This is a genomic window from Aliirhizobium wenxiniae (assembly GCF_014201355.1).
Taxonomy (GTDB): Bacteria; Pseudomonadota; Alphaproteobacteria; order Rhizobiales; family Rhizobiaceae; genus Neorhizobium; species Neorhizobium wenxiniae.
In genome coordinates this window covers 318,010-335,587 of sequence record NZ_JACHEG010000004.1, presented here as the reverse complement: position 1 = coordinate 335,587, position 17,578 = coordinate 318,010, and the positions used below count along the sequence as shown (strand labels likewise).

Annotated in this window: 14 protein-coding genes; 5 read left to right on the top strand and 9 right to left on the bottom strand. The window is 59.1% G+C overall.

Annotated elements, in window-relative coordinates; translation table 11 throughout:
• The first annotated feature begins 30 nt into the window (after positions 1 to 30).
• From HNQ72_RS19110 to HNQ72_RS19100, 3 genes are read left to right on the top strand one after another with little or no spacing between them, the layout of a single operon-like run.
• The gene (locus HNQ72_RS19110; RefSeq protein WP_183994271.1) at positions 31 to 720 is read left to right on the top strand and encodes a GntR family transcriptional regulator; all 690 of its coding nucleotides are present in this window, start codon (positions 31 to 33) and stop codon (positions 718 to 720) included.
• Between the two features lie 43 nt (positions 721 to 763).
• On the top strand, positions 764 to 2,287 hold the full coding sequence (locus tag HNQ72_RS19105; RefSeq protein ID WP_183994268.1) for a gamma-glutamyltransferase family protein: 1,524 nt from the start codon (positions 764 to 766) through the stop codon (positions 2,285 to 2,287).
• 7 nt (positions 2,288 to 2,294) lie between these two features.
• On the top strand, positions 2,295 to 3,542 hold the full coding sequence (locus tag HNQ72_RS19100; protein ID WP_183994450.1) for an amidohydrolase family protein: 1,248 nt from the start codon (positions 2,295 to 2,297) through the stop codon (positions 3,540 to 3,542).
• A 3-nt stretch (positions 3,543 to 3,545) separates the two neighbouring features.
• On the opposite strand, the gene HNQ72_RS19095 is transcribed toward HNQ72_RS19100, so the two are convergent.
• Genes HNQ72_RS19095 through HNQ72_RS19060 form a run of 8 tightly spaced genes read right to left on the bottom strand, consistent with a single transcriptional unit; the run spans position 3,546 to position 12,605 of the window.
• Positions 3,546 to 4,439, bottom strand: a complete 894-nt coding sequence (locus HNQ72_RS19095; RefSeq protein ID WP_183994266.1) for a ribokinase — start codon at positions 4,437 to 4,439, stop codon at positions 3,546 to 3,548.
• Between the two features lie 12 nt (positions 4,440 to 4,451).
• The gene (locus HNQ72_RS19090; protein ID WP_183994264.1) at positions 4,452 to 6,257 is read right to left on the bottom strand and encodes an ABC transporter ATP-binding protein; all 1,806 of its coding nucleotides are present in this window, start codon (positions 6,255 to 6,257) and stop codon (positions 4,452 to 4,454) included.
• 4 nt (positions 6,258 to 6,261) lie between these two features.
• Positions 6,262 to 7,203: an ABC transporter permease gene (locus HNQ72_RS19085; RefSeq protein WP_183994262.1), complete on the bottom strand. Its 942-nt coding sequence runs from the start codon at positions 7,201 to 7,203 to the stop codon at positions 6,262 to 6,264.
• Positions 7,203 to 8,177: an ABC transporter permease gene (locus HNQ72_RS19080; RefSeq protein WP_183994260.1), complete on the bottom strand. Its 975-nt coding sequence runs from the start codon at positions 8,175 to 8,177 to the stop codon at positions 7,203 to 7,205. The genes HNQ72_RS19085 and HNQ72_RS19080 overlap by 1 nt, the downstream gene beginning before the upstream one ends.
• Positions 8,174 to 9,154 carry a nucleoside hydrolase gene (locus HNQ72_RS19075; RefSeq protein ID WP_183994258.1) on the bottom strand — a complete coding sequence of 327 codons (981 nt, stop codon included), beginning with the start codon at positions 9,152 to 9,154 and terminating at the stop codon, positions 8,174 to 8,176. The genes HNQ72_RS19080 and HNQ72_RS19075 overlap by 4 nt, the downstream gene beginning before the upstream one ends.
• Positions 9,151 to 10,113, bottom strand: coding sequence for a nucleoside hydrolase (locus HNQ72_RS19070; RefSeq protein WP_183994256.1), 963 nt, complete (start codon positions 10,111 to 10,113; stop codon positions 9,151 to 9,153). The genes HNQ72_RS19075 and HNQ72_RS19070 overlap by 4 nt, the downstream gene beginning before the upstream one ends.
• 36 nt (positions 10,114 to 10,149) lie before the next feature.
• Positions 10,150 to 11,031, bottom strand: coding sequence for a dihydrodipicolinate synthase family protein (locus HNQ72_RS19065; protein WP_183994255.1), 882 nt, complete (start codon positions 11,029 to 11,031; stop codon positions 10,150 to 10,152).
• Between the two features lie 23 nt (positions 11,032 to 11,054).
• Positions 11,055 to 12,605, bottom strand: coding sequence for an ABC transporter substrate-binding protein (locus HNQ72_RS19060; protein WP_183994253.1), 1,551 nt, complete (start codon positions 12,603 to 12,605; stop codon positions 11,055 to 11,057).
• Between the two features lie 136 nt (positions 12,606 to 12,741).
• On the opposite strand from HNQ72_RS19060, the gene HNQ72_RS19055 reads away from it, so the two are divergent.
• Positions 12,742 to 13,623, top strand: a complete 882-nt coding sequence (locus HNQ72_RS19055; protein ID WP_183994251.1) for a LysR family transcriptional regulator — start codon at positions 12,742 to 12,744, stop codon at positions 13,621 to 13,623.
• Positions 13,624 to 13,653: 30 nt separating this feature from the next.
• Here the strand turns inward: HNQ72_RS19055 and HNQ72_RS19050 are convergent, their stop codons facing one another.
• Positions 13,654 to 15,753, bottom strand: coding sequence for a carboxy terminal-processing peptidase (locus tag HNQ72_RS19050; protein WP_183994249.1), 2,100 nt, complete (start codon positions 15,751 to 15,753; stop codon positions 13,654 to 13,656).
• A 288-nt stretch (positions 15,754 to 16,041) separates the two neighbouring features.
• Here HNQ72_RS19050 and HNQ72_RS19045 point away from each other — a divergent pair, with 288 nt between their 5' ends.
• Positions 16,042 to 17,574, top strand: coding sequence for an acyl-CoA carboxylase subunit beta (locus tag HNQ72_RS19045; protein ID WP_183994248.1), 1,533 nt, complete (start codon positions 16,042 to 16,044; stop codon positions 17,572 to 17,574).
• Positions 17,575 to 17,578 lie beyond the last annotated feature (4 nt).

Below are 17,578 nucleotides of genomic sequence, written 5' to 3'. Positions count from 1 at the left end.
AAACTGCATTCAGGAGAAAGAGCGACAGCGATGTCCACTAATCTCAGCAGAAGCGATGCGATCTACGCTTCGCTTCGCCGCGCCATTCTCGAACAGGCGCTGAAGCCGGGCACGAAACTGCCGGAAGATTCCATCGGCGACACATTCGGGGTCAGCCGTACCAGCGCGCGCAATGCGCTACTGCGGCTCGCATCCGACGGCCTTGTCGAGATCAAGCCCAACCGAGGTGCTGCCGTTGCCATGCCGACGCTGGAGGAAGCCGAAGAGGTTTTCGCCCTGCGACGTTGCCTGGAGCGTGAAGTGATCGAACGGCTCTGCAAGCGCATGCCGCGCGACGGAATCGATGCGCTGATCAGCCATGTGCGCGAAGAAGAGCGAGCATTGCAGGCATCTTCGCCTCGCTCCATCCGGCTTGCCGGCGAGTTTCACATCCTGCTTGCCGAACTTACCGGCTCTAAACTGCTGATCGACTTCATCAGCCAGGTCGTCTCGCGCTCGTCGCTTATCCTTGCCCGCTTCGGGCGTCCCCATTCGGCCGAGTGCGGGATCGATGAACATGTACAGCTGATCGAAGCGCTCAAGGAGCAGGATCCGCAGACCGCGAGCCGGATCATGGACCACCATCTGCATGCGGTGGAAGACCGCGCCAAGACGGACGACAAGGATGATGGTCCCGACATTATCGAAATTCTCAACCGCTACATGTCGGCATCCGATTGATATGAACCAGTCAGAGAGAGCCGCTGCGCGGTCCAGACGCGGTATGGTGACCAGCCCGCACCATCTCGCCAGTGAAGCAGGCGCAAAGGTTCTGCGTCGTGGCGGCACGGCGATCGAGGCGGTGATCGCGGCAGGTGCTGCGCTGACGGTGCTCTATCCGCACTTTTGCGGGCTGGGTGGCGATGCGATCTGGATCGTTGCCGATCGCGCCGGTCGGCGCAAGGCGATCATGGGGATTGGTCAGGCAGCGAATAACCTGCCCAAGCTCGAAACCATCCCGGCCCGCGGCCCGCTTTCGGCACTGACAACTGCGGCACTCGTGGACAGTTGGGGCGAGGCCTTAAGCTTTTCGCGAGACCACTGGCAGGGCAAGGAGAGCCTTGCATCTTTGCTGGCGGATGCGATCGAGTTGGCAGCGGGAGGTTTTCCGGTCAGCCGATCACAACAGCATTGGCATGCCTTCCGAAGCGGAGAGATCGAACACTGGCCGGGCGTCGCAGGCGCTTTCGTGACCGAAGGAAAACAGCGCCAACCGCAACTCGCGGAAGTGCTGAAGACGATTGCGCTGCATGGGCATCGCGAATTTTACGAAGGCGAGCTCGGTCATCGCATTGCCAATGCATTGGAGACGGCCGGCAGCCCGATCCGGGCGGGTGATCTGGCAAAGACAGCGGCCACTTTCGCCGACCCGGTATCTCTCACCTACCGGGACATCGAACTTCTGGCGCCGCCGCCGCCTTCCCAAGGCATCTCGACGCTCGCCATCATGGGCATCCTTTCGAAATTTCCGATGCAGGATGTCGATCCGGCCTCAGCGGATTTCTACCATCTCTGTGTCGAGGCGGTAAAACAGGCTTTTCTCGACCGGGGACAGATCGCCGATCCGGATTTCATCGTACAACATTGCGCCGAATGGATCGCAGCCAACACCCTTTCAACCAAGGCTGCAGCGATCGATCCCGGCGTTGCCATGCCATGGCCGCACCGTTTCCAGACCGGAGATACGGTCTATCTCGCGGCAGTCGATGCCGAGGGCCGTTCGGCAAGCGTCTTGCAGAGCACCTATTATGACTGGGGCAGCGGCGTACTGCTGCCGGATACCGGCATTCTCTGGCAGAACCGTGGAGCTGCGTTCAGCACCGATCCTGCAAGCCCGAATGTTCTGGCCCCCGGTAAGCGCCCCTTCTACACGCTCAATCCCGGCCTGGGCTTGAAGAATGGGGTGCCACATCTTCTCTATGGAACTCAGGGAGCCGACGGCCAGCCGCAGACGCTGACCGTCTTGCTCAGCCGGTTGATAGATCACGGTTTCGACCCGCTTTCGGCCCTTGCGGCACCGCGTTTCCTTCTCGGGCGAACCTTCTCCGATACGCGCGATAATCTGAAGGTAGAGGATGCGGTCGGCACCGAGGTTCTCGCGACGCTTGCCGCTCGCGGGCATGAGGTCATTCCAATCCCTGCACTGAATGCCCTTTCCGGCCAGGCGGGCGTCATTCGGCTGAAAGACGATGGCTGGATGGAAGGTGCCCATGATCCACGCAGCGATGGTTGCGCCATCGCAATATAGGTTTCAGATGAAAGCCGATCTCGTTCTTCGCAATGCCCTGATCGCCCAACAGGCGGGTCTCGTCGATATATCCATCAAGGATGGCCTGATTACCGGAATTGAGCGCCAGATCCGCTGTGAGGCCGTAGAGGAAGAAGATCTTGAAGGCGCCTTTGTATTCCCCGGCTTCGTCGATAGCCACATCCATCTCGACAAGGCCTGTATCATGGAGCGCTGCTCGATATGTGCCGGGACGCTCGAAGAGGCGGTACGTGAGACCGCAAAGGCAAAGGCCGGCTTTTCCGAAGACGACGTCTACCAGCGGGCGTCGAAGCTGGTCAGCAAGGCTATCATGCATGGCACGAACCGGATGCGAACATTCGTCGAGATCGATCCGCGCGCCGGAATGCGCTCGTTTGAGGCGATCAACCGGGTTCGGGAAGATTACGCCTTCGCGATCGATATCCAGATCTGCGCCTTTGCTCAGGAAGGGCTGACGCAGGAGCCTGAAACGGAAGCCATGCTTGACGAGGCTCTTCGCTCAGGTGCCGACCTGATCGGCGGCTGCCCCTATACCGATGCCGATCCGGCCGAACATGTGCGCAGGATCTTTGCACTTGCGTGCAGGCATGATGTCGATGTCGATTTCCATCTCGATTTCAGCCTTGATCCGGAAAAGACCGATTTGCCGACCGTGATCGAGGCAACCCGTATGAATGGTTATGCCGGCCGCGTTACGATCGGCCATGTCACCAATCTTTCGGCACTCGATCCTGACGCTCTTTCCGCCATTGGGAAAAAGATCGCCGATGCCGGCATCGCGCTTACAGTCCTGCCGGCGACGGATCTGTTTCTCATGGGGCGGCAATATAGCTCGAATGTTCCGCGCGGCATCGCACCTGCAAATTTGCTGTCCAAGCTGGGCGTCAGAACGGCAATCGCGACGAATAATGTGCTAAACCCGTTCACCCCGTTCGGAGATGCGTCGCTGGCACGCATGGCCAATCTTTATGCCAACGTGATGCAGTTATCGCGCGATGCGGATATCGACCTTGTATTCGACATGGTGGGATCGCAGGCGGCATCGATCATCGGCTCGAGGCATGAGCTGATCGTTGGTCGCCCGGCAGACATGGTTGCTCTCGATGCCGCCAATGCTTGTGAAGTCGTTCGCTCCTCGGCACTCGCTCTTGCAGGATGGAAGCGCGGAAAGAAGACTTTTTCGCGCCCGAGGGCTCAGCTTCTCAAAGCGGCGATGATCACCGGCGAGAGCTGATACTCAGGCCAGCGTAAGCAGTCCCGGATGTTTATCGATATCCGCCGCCGAAGGAAGGCTGCTCTGGCTACCCCGTCTGGAGCAGGCGATGCCGGCGGCGACCGAAGCACGCTCCATGGCAACTTCAAGCGGCATGCCACGATCAAGCGCCGAAGCGAGTACGCCGACAAAACAGTCGCCAGCGGCCGTTGTGTCCTGCACATCGATTGGCAAGGCTGCGACGTGGATCTCCCTTCCATCGACACAGGCTTCTGCACCTTCCCCGCCCAACGTTCGCAGAACGCCGGTGCCGAGCCTTGCCGAAAGCGCATTTGCCGAGGAACCACAGCCCAGCCAGCCGGCCAGCGCCTCTGCCTCATCCTCGTTGACGACGATGAGATCACAAAGCAAGAGAACCTCTTCTCCAATCGGAAATGCCGGAGCAAGGTTGAGGATCGACATGGCCTTCGAGGCGCTTACGCGGCGGATGAGCATTTCCACCTGCGCCATGTCGTTTTCCAACTGCATGAGAACGACATTTGCCCGCTCTAGCAATTCGTCTTCCACGGTATCGGAGGACGCGATCAGATTGGCGCCGGCCGCGACAACGATCATATTTCGGCCCTTGGAATCGATATGGATCGAGGCATTGCCGGTCGGCTCGCTGGCACTAGCAACGCGGCTGATATCCGTCGCAGAGGTCAAATTCTGCAGTCCGATTGCCGCCAGGCTGTCATTCCCGACCGCCCCGACCATCACCACTTCGGCGCCATCACGCGCCGCTGCCAGCGCCTGATTGGCACCCTTCCCACCGGATTCGGTGCGAAACTTCCTGGCAAGCAGGGTCTGGCCCGGTTGCGGCATCTCATCGACCTCATAAACGAAGTCGACATTGATGGAGCCGAAAGTGATGATCATGGCGATGCTTCCTTACGCGACCTGAACGAAATGGCCTTCGCCGGCCTGTTCGTAAGTCCGTTTCGGCGGCACATAATCGGCAGCGCGGAACGGGCTCTTGATCTCGTCGTTGGAGATGCGGCGCGTCTGCCGGCGTGACGGATCGGCGATCGGAACCGCCGCCATCAGGCGCTTGGTGTAATCGTGCTGTGGATTTTCGAACACGGCCTGACGCGGGCCGATCTCGACGATTTCGCCGAGATACATGACCGCCACACGGTGGCTGATGCGTTCGACAACGGCCATGTCATGGCTGATGAACAGGTAACCGAGGCCGTATTTCTCCTGCAGGTCGAGCATAAGGTTGATGACCTGCGCCTTGACCGAAACGTCGAGCGCCGAGACGGATTCGTCCGCAATCAACAGCTTCGGTTCGAGTGCAAGCGCACGGGCGATGCAGACACGCTGGCGCTGGCCGCCGGAAAACTCGTGCGGGAAACGATCCGCCATAGAGGCGGACAGGCCGACACGTTCCAGCAGTTCCCCGACACGCTGGCGGGCATCCGATGCCTTGACCAGGCCATGGGTGATGATCGGCTCGGCGATCGCCTGGCCGACGCGAATGCGCGGGTTGAGGCTTTCGAACGGATCCTGAAAGATCATCTGCGCTTCGCGGCGGATATCCGTCAGCTCCGACTTGCCGGCCTTCAGCACGTTCTTGCCGTCGATCTGCACTTCACCCGAAACCGGGTCGGTCAGGCGGATGATCGAGCGACCAGTGGTCGACTTGCCGCAACCGCTCTCTCCGACCAGCGACAGCGTTTCGCCCTGACGCAGCTCCAGCGACACGCCTTCGACGGCGTGGATACGGCCGATCGTCTTGCGGAGGAAACCGCGCTTGACCGGGAAACGGGTGATCAGGTTGTCGACTTTGAGGATAGGAGGCGCGTCACGCTTGACGGTATCCTCTGTCGGCTTGACCGGCTGGATTTCGCCTGTTGCCATATCGACATGCGGGAAACGCAGAGGACGATCCTTGCCGGTCATCGAGCCGAGCTGCGGCACGGCGGAGAGAAGCGCGCGGGTATAGGGGTGCTTGGCGCCGGCAAACAGGTCATGCGTCGTGCCGGTCTCGACCTGTTCGCCACGATACATGACGACGGTACGGTCGGAGATTTCCGCGACAACGCCCATGTCATGGGTGATGAAGAGAACCGACATGCCCTCCTCTTCCTGTAGCGTCTTGATCAGTTCCAGGATCTGCGCCTGGATGGTGACGTCGAGCGCGGTGGTCGGCTCATCGGCGATCAGCAGCTTAGGATCACAGGCAAGCGCAATGGCGATGACGACGCGCTGGCGCATGCCGCCCGAGAAATTCATCGGGTATTCGTTGAGGCGCGATTTGGCTGACGGAATACGGACCTTTTCCAAAAGTCGCACGGCTTCCGCCTGAGCCTGGCTTTCCGACATGCCGCGATGCTGGCGTAGAACCTCGGTGATCTGATCGCCGATCTTGAGGACCGGATTGAGCGAGGTCATCGGCTCCTGAAATATCATGCCGATGCGGTTGCCGCGGATTTTCTGCATGTCGTCGAGCGGAATGGACAGAAGATCCTTGCCCTCGAATTCGATCTTTCCCGTCACCCGCGAATTGCCGGGTGACAGAAGCCGCATGATCGACATGGCCGTGACGCTCTTGCCCGAACCGGATTCGCCGACGACGGCAACCGTTTCCTTTGGCGCGATGTCGAAGCTGACATTGTTGACGACGTTGCGCCACTCGCCGCCGACGCGGAAGGCCGTGTTGAGGTTGGAAATCGAAAGAATGGGATTTGTCATGATCTTAGCCCTCACGACGCGGATTGAGGATGTCGCGCAGGGCATCGCCGATCAGGTTGATCGCGACGATGAGCAACAGAAGGGCGATGCCCGGGAAGAAACTGATCCAGTAATCGCCGGATAGCAGGTATTCGAAGCCGTTCGAAATCAGCAGGCCAAGCGACGGTTCGGTCACCGGCAGGCCGATGCCGAGGAAGGAGAGCGTTGCTTCCAGCATGATCGCATAGGCGACACGCATGGTGGCGACGACGATCAGCGGTGGCAGGCAGTTCGGCAGGATATGGCGGAACAGGATGCTGCGATCCGGCAGCGCCATCGAACGGGCGGCATCGACATAGGCGCGCTTGCGTTCAACCAGTGCTGAGCCACGGATCGTACGGGCGTAATAGGCCCATTGGGTAACGACCAGCGCAAGAATGATCTTGTCGACGCCCTGGCCGAGAATGGCCAGGAAAATCAGCGCGATCAGGATGGCGGGGAAACTGAGCTGGATATCGACGATACGCATCAGGATGGAATCCGTGCGACCGCCGACATAGGCGCTGGTGAGGCCGATCGAAGCGCCGATAACGAGCGCGATTGCCGCACTGGACAGGCCGACGAGAATGCTGGTGCGCAGGCCATAAAGGATGGCGCTGAACAGGTCGCGGCCTTGCGTATCGGTGCCGAGCAGATAGGTCATGCCCGACATACTTTCCGAACCCGGCTGCAGGCGGCCGTCCATGATGTCGAGCTGCGCCAGATCGTACGGGTTCTGCGGCGCGATCAGCGGCGCGAACACGGCGGCGAGAATGAAGATCGTCACCAGCACGATGCCTAGAAGCGCCAGCTTGTCATGCAGCAGCGCGTAGATGACTTCTGCAGCCGGAGAACGCGAAGCGGATTTCGCGCCGCTATTGGCCGCAGCATGGACCGAGGTGGTCGAGGATGAATTGTTGTCGGTCATCACGAGTTCCCCTCAAGACGGACGCGGGGATCGACGATCGAATAGAGGATGTCGACCAGGAGATTGATGACGCTGAACATCACGACGGTGATCATCAGATAGGCGAGAATGACGGGGCGATCGAGAACACCGATGGCGTCGATGATCAGCTTGCCCATGCCCGGCCATGCAAAGATGGTTTCGGTGACGACGGCAAAGGCAATCAGCGAACCGAGTTCGAGGCCGATAACCGTGATCAGCGGGATCAACGTGTTTTTGAGCACATGCACGGTAACGATGCGGCGCTCCGTCAGGCCCTTGGCACGGGCGAAACGCACGAAATCGAGCTGCATGGTTTCCATCACGCCGGCGCGGGTGAGACGGATGACCAGCGAAATCTTGAACAGCGCCAGATTGAAGGCCGGCAGCAGCAGATGCGAAAGACCATCGAGCGTGAACATGGAGAGCGGCACGCCGAGCACATTGACGGTATCGCCACGGCCCGATGACGGCAGCCAGCCGAGATAGACGCTGAAATACATGATCATTACGAGGCCGATCCAGAAGGTCGGCAGGCTGAAGCCGAGGATCGAGAAGGTCATGATCGACTTAGAAACAAGCCCCTTCGGCTTCAGGCCGGCATACACGCCGAGCGGAATACCGATGACCAGCGCCATGAACAATGCGACAAATGCCAGTTCCAGCGTTGCCGGCATGCGGTTCATGATCAGCGTCAGCGCCGGCTGATTGAACACAAAGGAATTGCCGAGATCGCCGGACAGCGCGTTGGTCAGAAAGATCCAGTACTGTTCCCAGACGGATTTATCGAGACCAAAGGCCTGGATGACCTGCATGCGCTCGGCCGGTGTTGCGGTCGGGCTCAACAGCACGTCGACCGGGTTGCCGACCAGAAACAGGCCGGCAAAGACGAGAACCGACATGACGAAAAGTGTGAGCACGGTCTGCAGAGACCGGCTTAAGAGATATCCGCTCATACGTGTGAGCCTCCCATAGTTCCTGCGTCGAGCGCCTCGCCGCCATGGCGGGCAATGCGCTCGATCAGCAATGCGATGAACCCGGCCTCGTCGACATCGGTGACTACGGTGGCATTGGCCGGCCGGTCCATCTTCTTGTAGAAATCGGCATAGGTATAACCCATGGTCAGGCCGGTGATCTGCACGCCGACAAAAGCCTCGCGGCTGGTGAACAGTTCGGGGCGGATGAGCCAGGCGATCGTGGTCGCATCATGGATCGGCCCACCCGGACGACCAAAGCGTTTTTCATCGCTGCGGTCGAAGGTGGAAAAGAGATTGTAGAGCGCTGCACCCGCCTCGCCGCCGGCGCGGAATTTTTCAAAATGCTCGGCGGTAAACAGTGCCTGAAAGGTCATGTCGAGCGGCATCAGCACGATCGGCACACCGGACTGGAAAACGATCTCGGCCGCATGCGGATCGGCATAGATGTTGAATTCCGCCCAGGGCGTGCGGTGACCAAGTGCCGTGAAAGCGCCACCCATGGATACGATCTGGCGAATGCCGAGAGCGACATCCGGGTGCTGGATCAGCGCCAGCGCCACGTTAGTCAGCGGGCCGATGGCACAGATGGTGATCTGCTCACCGGCGGCCACAGCGGCGCGCGCCGAACGGGTGATGAACTGGACCGCGTTTTCGTCCGACGGCACGATATCACCGGCCTTGACCAGCTTGTCGTCAAACGAGCCGATACGGGCATATTTGCCATAAACCTGTTCGCGCACCAGCGGGCCGCTGGCGCCGGCATGAACCGGCACGTCGCGACGACCGCTCACACCGATAAGCTTGCAGGCATTGGTGACGGTATGTTCGAGCGACACGTTGCCGGCCACAATCGACAGGCCGAGCACCTCGATTTCCGGCGAGGCAAGCGCCATCAGGATGGCGGCGGCATCGTCCACGCCCGGATCCGCATCGATGATGACTTTGTGGATGCTCATGCGACGGCCTTTTGATCGGCGTAACGCGACAGGCGCTCGAGGAAAAAGGCGATCACGCCTTCAGCATCGACCTTGGTGACGATATCGGCATTCGGCTCCAGCCCGCTCTTGCCGTACCAGTCGGCAATCGTCTGGCCCATGCAGAGCTCGCTTTCATATTCGACGAAAACGCGGGCCTTCTGTGTTTCGAACAGATGCGGCGCGAGGATATATGCCATCACCAGTGGATCATGCAGCGGGCCGCCGCGCGAGCCATAACGGCGCACATCGTTGCGATCCCAGAAGGCCATGAGTTCGGCCAGCGTCTCGGAAATGCGGCCGCTGACGCGCGAAAATTCGGCGACATGCTCCGGCTTCAGCATCACCTGATGGGTCGCGTCGAGCGCCAGCGCCACGATCGGGATGCCACTCGAAAACACAATATGCGCAGCATGTGGATCGGCGAGAACGTTGAATTCCGACGTCATGGTACGGTTACCCGGTTCGCGATAGGCGCCGCCCATCATGACGATGCGTGCGATACCGTCGGCCAATTGCGGTTTCATCCGCAGGGCCACCGCAACATTGGTGAGCGGTCCAAGGCAGCAGAGCGTGACGCGCTCACCGGTCTCGGCAGCATTGCCGAGCGTTTCGATAAGGAAATCGACGGCGGACATCGCTTCCGCCTTCTTCACCGGCTCCGGCAGCGTCGTGTTGCCGAGGCCCGTCTTGCCATGGAACTGTCCATGGATCGGCTCGCGCAGCATCGGCCGGAAACAACCGGCATAGACGGGGATATCAGTGCGGTTTCCGAGCTCGCAAACCTGCAGCGCATTGCGCACCGTACGCTCCAATGGCTGGTTGCCACAGACCGGCGTAATGCCAAGGATCTCGAGTTCCGGTGATACGAATGCGGTCAACAGCGCAATCGTGTCATCGATACCAGGATCACAATCGACGATGATCGAAGTCGGCTTCATGCAAAAATGCCTTCAATGTGTGGGATCAGAAAAACGTCAAAGGGCGCCGATATCGCGCAACACGCCGGCGATTTCTTCCCGCGCCGCCTCATTCAGCGGCATTTGCGGATGCATCGGTGCTCCGACGGCAAACCCTTGCAGATCGAGCGCCGTCTTGATGCAGGCAGCGATCGAATATTTCGCGAAAACCTCGTTCAGCTTCCAGAGCGGTCGCTGCAACTCCATCGCACGCGTCCAGTCGCCCGCCTTGGCGGTTTCGTAGAGCTCTATGCTCTGTTTCGGCGCAATACAGGCCGGGCCAGCCATCCAGCCAACGCCGCCGATCATCATCACGCAGGTCGGAATATGCGCCGAGGCTGCAAATACCTCCATCCGGCCCCGGGTTCTTTCGATGATCGAGAGAAGACGTCCGGTATTGGTGGAAGCGTCCTTGATGTAGCGGATGTTGTCGATGCGGCTCAGGCGCTCGATCACCGGGAGAGACAGGTCGGAGCGCTGGAACTGCGGGTTGGTGTAGAGCACCACGGGGCGCCCTTTTGCGGCCTTGGCGATCGCGGTGAAATAGGCTTCGACGCCTTCGTCACTGATCGGAAAATAGGCTTCGAGGATCGCGAGTATCCCGTCAGCACCCGAATTGACCATATATTCCGTCTGAGCCACGGCGTCGGCCGTCGACGTCGACGCTACGCCGGCGACAACGGGGACACGACCACTACTGGCCGAAATCACCGTGTCGACGACGCAGCGCCTCTGCTCTTGGGAGAGATAGGCAAATTCACCCGTGCTGCCGAGTGGTGCCAGACCGTGGACACCCTCATCGATGAGATGATCCACCAGATCCGTCAGTAGATTCCGCATCACCTTGCCGGATTCGTCGATCGGCGAGACGAGATAGGGAAATACACCGCTGAAAGACATGGTGGATCGCTCCTCTTCTTCGATCAGTTCGGCTTCACGTAGTAGGGAAGCGTGTAGCCATCGGAGCGACCCGCGTAGTTTATGTCGCTCTTCACCGCCCAGGTATTGGCGAGATAGAAGACCGGGATAACACCAAGATCGGTCATCGCGATCTCGGTCGCCTTCCTCAGCAGTTCCTCGCGCTTGGCGTCATCGAGCGTCGAGCGGGCTTCGTTCAAAGCCTTGTCGAATTCCGGGTTGGAATAACGGCCGCGATTGCCTTGGCCGGCCTTTTCGCCATAGGTCTCGAGGATCGGCCCGAGAACGCCAGACGCTTCACCGGTTTCGACCGCCGCACCGCCCATGATGAACGAGAATTCGAGGTTTGAGGCGCGGGTGAAATAGACGCTGCCCGGCAGGGTGGCGACTTCGGTCTTCACGCCGATACGGCTGAAGAACTGACCGATTGCCTGCGCAACCTTGCTGTCGTTCGGATAGCGGTCGTTGGAAGCATGGAATGTCAGCGAGAAGCCGTTCGGATAACCGGCCTTGGCCAGCAGTTCCTTTGCCTTGTTCGGATCATAGGCATCGACCTTGAGGGCCGGATCATAACCGAAATACCCTTCCGGCACGACCTGACCGGCAGGAACGCCCTGGCCATCCATGATGCGGTCGACCAGCGCTTCGCGATTGATCGACAGCGACAATGCGCGGCGAACATCGGCATTCAGAAGCGGGTTCTTGCCGTCGGGACCCTTGGCGAACGGCGATTCCGCGCGGTTCTGATCCATATGCAGGTACATGATGCGGTTGCCGGCAATGTTGACGACCTTCAGCTTGTCGGACGCTTCCAGACGGCGGGTGTCGGCCGTCGGGATGTTCTCAATCATGTCGACATCACCCGACAACATGGCCGCAACGCGAGCGCTCGGGTTCTTGAAGACGCGGAAGGTCACCTTGTCCCACTGAGCCTTTTCGCCCCAATAGGCGTCATTCTTGGCGACAACGACATTGTCGTCCGGCGACCAGGACACGAACTTGAACGGGCCGGTGCCGATGACACCCTTGCCGGTATTCATTTCGCCGGTCGTGACCTTTTCCATCTCTGCCGGCAGGATTGCGATGCGGCTGAGATTGTTCAAAAGCAGCGGCGTCGGGCCGGAAGTCTTGATGCGTACCGTTAACGGATCGACGGCCGTAACTTCGGTGATCGCCTTCACATAGGCGGCAAAGGAGCTCGGGCTGTTGGTCGAGGCAAGCGGAATGCGCTTGATGCTGGCGACTACATCTTCAGCCGTAAAATCGCTGCCGTCGTGAAATTTCACGCCTTCGCGCAGCTTGAATTCCCAGGTCGTGTCATCGACGATCGTCCAGGAGACAGCCAGAGCCGGCTGGATCTGCTGCTTATCGTCCTGGTTGACGAGGCCATCGAAAATATTGCGTGCCATCGCGCTGTTCGGACCGACGACATAAAATTGCGGATCCATGGATGTCGTCGATGCGGAAAGACCGACGGTCAGGTCCTTGGCCTGGCTTGCGAGCGGCAGAGCAGAAACAGACGCGACCAGTGCGGCTGCGAATACAGAAAACTTCATGATGAGGACTCCTCCAAGTTGTCCAATCTCCGCACTCTCCCTGCGGGGGTGGAGATGAGTTAAAGCTTTCTTACAAGAAAGAAAAATTGCATTTAGTACTCGATCCATGCCTAAATGTTATGGAAAGGAGGTCTGCATGCGATTGAAACCACGCCAGGTAGAGGCATTCAGGGCCGTGATGATGGCCGGAGGCATTACCGCGGCAGCGGATGCGATGAATGTGACGCAACCCGCCGTCAGCCGGTTGATCCGCGATCTCGAGGACATTGTTCAGATGACACTGTTCGAGCGGGTGGGCGCACGCCTGATACCGACCGCCGAGGCGACCCAGCTCTATCGCGAGGTCGAACGACTTTACTTGGGTCTCGACCAGATTGCCCAGGCCGCCGACGATATCCGCCTGCACAAGAATACCGTTCTGCGCATCGGCAGCGTGACATCGCTGGTCCGTCCTTACCTGCATCAAGCCATAGTTGACGTAATCGGTGAACGACTGGACATTCCTCTGGTTATCGAGGTCGAGAACAGCCGTTACATCTGGGACATGGTCGAACAAAACCGCTATGATCTTGGTCTGGTCTTCGCCTCGCCGCGAATGGCAGATAAAAACGCCGTTCGCCTGCACAGCACGAACGCGGTTGCCGCGATGGCGCCGGGCCATCGTTTGGCCGGGCATTCCGTCATTACGCCCTTTGACCTCATCAACGAGCGGGTGCTGATACCGGGCCGGAATTCGCCTTTGCGGCTCTCACTAGACAGGGCCTTTTCCCGCGAGGAGCACCAGCCTGTCAGCACGATGGAAACATCCATGCTGAACTGCTGTTACTTTGCCGCGGCCGGCATGGGAGTGGGTATCGTCGATCACATCAGCCTCAGGTCCGCGGAGGCTGATGTGATCTCCGTCCCATTCGAACCGAATATCGAGGTGTCCTATTTCGCGATACGTCCGAGCGGCGGTCAACGTATCGCCATCCTCGACGAGATCATCAGCAGGATCCAGCACCTGATCCAGAACTGACCACGAGCGAGCCTTTCTGCCGGCGCCTCGTTACGGCTGATTGGCGGCCTTTCGCACCGGAGCCAGCAATTCCGCCTGATCAGCAACGATGGAAGCAGCCTCGGTCCTCAAGACGTCCTTGGCGTTCTTGCGGGCATTCTCAAGTGCGAGATCCGCGCTCAGACTGCGCTCGTTGGCCTGCAAGCCGTCATCCTCGCCACGCAGCACACCATCATCACCTTCTGCACGCGCCTTCAGGCGGCTTTCAAGGGCTTTCATCTCTTCGCGGCGCTCGGCCTCATTCAGAGAGATAACGCGCTTTTCCCGCTGTGCCTTCAACTCCGCAGCATCCTCCACAAAACGCTGGAAATCCTTGTCGTCTTTCACCCGGGCTTCATGGCGGCTCAAGAGTTGCGGTAGCAACGAAGTTGTCTTGTTTGATGCGGTATATCTAGCCGGCTTGATCTTATCCCACGGCAAGGCATTGTCATAGCTCGACTCGCCAACGATCTTCGGGTCAAGGAGACCCGGCAGGGCAATGTCAGGTGTCACGCCATGAAGCTGGGTGGTGCCACCGTCGATCCTGAAAAACTGCGCGATCGTCAGCTTCAACTGGCCGTATTTCGGCGTGTTGTTGCGAACGGCCTGGTCGAGATCGATGACAGTCTGCACCGTCCCCTTACCGAAACTCGGCTCGCCGATGATCACGCCGCGACCATAATCCTGTATGGCGGCCGCAAAAATCTCGGATGCCGACGCAGAACCGCGATTGATTAGCACACCAACCGGGCCAGCCCAGGCCGGCTTGGAAAGATCATCGCTTTCCACTTCGACCCTGCCCGCAGCGTCACGCTGCTGGACAACCGGACCCTTGCCAACGAACAGCCCGGTCATGTCGATCGCTTCGGTCAACGAACCGCCGCCATTGTCGCGCAAGTCGATCAGCACGCCATCGACCTTTTCCTGCTTCAATTCGCCGAGAAGCTTGGCGACGTCGCGGCTGGCGCTGCGATAGTCCTTGTCGCCCTTGCGGCGCGCGTCAAAATCCTCGTAGAAGGCCGGCAGGGTAATGACCCCGATCTTGCGGGCCGTGCCACGATCGTCGATGGGCAGGACAGTCTTTTTCGCGGCCTGTTTTTCAAGGCTGATCTTGTCACGCACCAGGCTGATCACCCGATGGCCTGCATTGGCGGCAGTCTCGGCGGGTAGAATATCGAGCCGTACGACCGAATCCTTCTCGCCGCGGATCAGTTGCACGACTTCATCGAGACGGATGCCGACAACTTCCTTGACCGCACCATCCTTGCCCTGCCCTACGCCGATGATGCGATCGCCGACCGCCAACTGCCCGGATAGCTGGGCTGGGCCACCAGGCACGAGTTCGCGAATGGTAGTATAGCCGTCCCGCTCCTGCAGAACTGCGCCGATGCCGACCAGCGAAAGCTTCATCGAAATGTCGAAGTCGGCCGAAGCGGCAGCGCCGAAATAATCGGTATGCGGATCGACGGAGGTCGTGTAGGCAGCCATGAAGGACTGGAACACGTCGTCGCTCTTGTAGGTATAAACGCGCTGCTGGATGTTCTCGTAGCGCTTGTCGAGCGTATTGCGAATTGTGTCGCTGGTCTGGCCGGCCAGTTTCAGCCGCAGCCAGTCGTTCTTGACGCTCTTGCGCCACAGGTCATGAAGCTGTGCTTCCGATTGCGGCCATGGGTCATCCTCGCGCGACAGAGGAAAATCTTCCTTGGCGCTGAAATCGAAGCCCTGCTTGAGCAGATCCCGCGCATACGTCATCCGATCGACAACACGCTTCGAATAGACGTTGAATACTGAAAACGGGATCTTCAGGTCTTCGTTGACGATGGCATCGTCAATCTTGGTCTTGTTGACCATGAACTTGTCGATATCGGCCTGCAGGAAAAAGCTGCGGTCAGGATCAAGCGACTTCAGGTATCGATCCATGATTTTAGCAGACAGGGCATCGTCGAGCGGAACCGGCTTGTAGGCATAGCGCTCGAGGAATTGCGCGCTCAGATTAGCAGCCTCCGCCTGACTCTTTTGCGGCGCAAGAACCGGCGGCGGGCCAAGCTCCAAGGCATGGGCGGACGATGCCATTAGAAGAAACAGGCCAACGAAACCGTAACGAGCGCGCATTCAGCTTTAATCCCAGATGCAGAAAAAACAGACTGTCAGGTGTTGCATCAACCGCACTGTTTTAGCAACCCAACTCTATGCGCAATAATTTGTGTCTCGCCTCCACATTCTCGACAAAATTGCAGTAACGACCCGGATCCCGCTCTCAACCTTTTGCTGCCTGGCACCATGTTTCTCGGCTCCCATCGCTTTTTCCTTCATGGTCTTAAGACTGAAACCGGCCTTTCCCTCGATCCCGTTTTGCTATCTTTATACATGTCTGCATTCGCACATTCTTTGGGAGGAAATATGCGGGCAATGTTGAACGAGCTCGAAAAGCGTCGTGTAGAGGCGAGGCTTGGCGGCGGCACCAGGCGGATCGAGGCCCAGCACGCCAAGGGCAAGCTGACCGCCCGCGAACGGATCGAGGTGCTACTCGATGAAGGTTCGTTCGAAGAATTCGATATGTATGTCACCCATCGCGCCGTCGATTTCGGCATGGCGGACCAGAAGGTTGCCGGTGATGGCGTGGTAACCGGCTGGGGCACGATTAACGGTCGACAAGTCTATGTCTTTTCCCAGGATTTCACCGTGCTCGGCGGCTCACTGTCGGAAACCCATGCGCAAAAGATCTGCAAGATCATGGATATGGCGGTGCGGGTCGGCGCACCGGTGATCGGCTTGAATGACAGCGGCGGCGCGCGCATCCAGGAAGGTGTCGCCTCGCTTGCCGGTTATGCAGAAGTGTTTCGCCGCAACGCAGAAGCTTCCGGCGTCATTCCGCAGATCTCGGTGATCATGGGGCCTTGCGCTGGCGGTGCCGTCTATTCGCCTGCCATGACCGATTTCATCTTCATGGTCCGGGATTCGTCCTACATGTTCGTCACCGGCCCGGATGTGGTGAAAACGGTGACGAACGAGATCGTGAGCGCTGAAGAACTCGGCGGCGCCTCAACCCATACGCAAAAATCATCTGTTGCCGACGCGGCGTTTGAAAACGATATCGAGGCACTGGAAGCGGTTCGACGGCTTTTCGATTTCCTGCCGCTCAACAACCGCGACAGGGTTCCGGTCAGGCCGTTTCACGACGACCCGTCACGGGTCGAAATGCGGCTCGATACGCTCGTGCCGGACAGTGCGACCAAGCCCTACGACATGAAGGAACTGATAACGGCGATTGCCGACGAAGGTGATTTCTTTGAGATCCAGCAGGCCTTCGCGAAGAACATAATTACCGGATTCATCCGCATCGAAGGCCAGACGGTCGGCGTCGTCGCCAACCAGCCGATGGTTCTTGCCGGCTGCCTGGATATCGATTCATCACGCAAGGCGGCGCGGTTCGTCCGTTTCTGCGATGCCTTTTCCATCCCGATCCTGACGCTCGTCGACGTTCCCGGCTTTCTGCCCGGTACGGCACAGGAATATGGCGGCGTCATCAAGCATGGCGCAAAGCTGCTGTTTGCCTATTCGGAAGCAACCGTGCCGATGGTGACGCTGATCACCCGCAAGGCCTATGGCGGCGCCTATGACGTGATGGCATCGAAACATATCGGTGCCGATATCAACTATGCCTGGCCGACAGCCGAGATCGCGGTGATGGGCGCCAAGGGCGCAACCGAAATCCTCTATCGCTCCGAGCTTTCCGATCCGGAGAAGATCGCGGCCCGCACCAAGGAATACGAGGAACGTTTCACCAATCCGTTCGTCGCCGCCGAGCGCGGTTTCATCGACGAGGTGATCATGCCGCATTCATCCCGTCGCCGTATCGCCCGCGCATTCGCCTCGCTGCGCAACAAGCAGGTGACGACCCATTGGAAAAAACACGACACGATACCGCTCTGAAGGC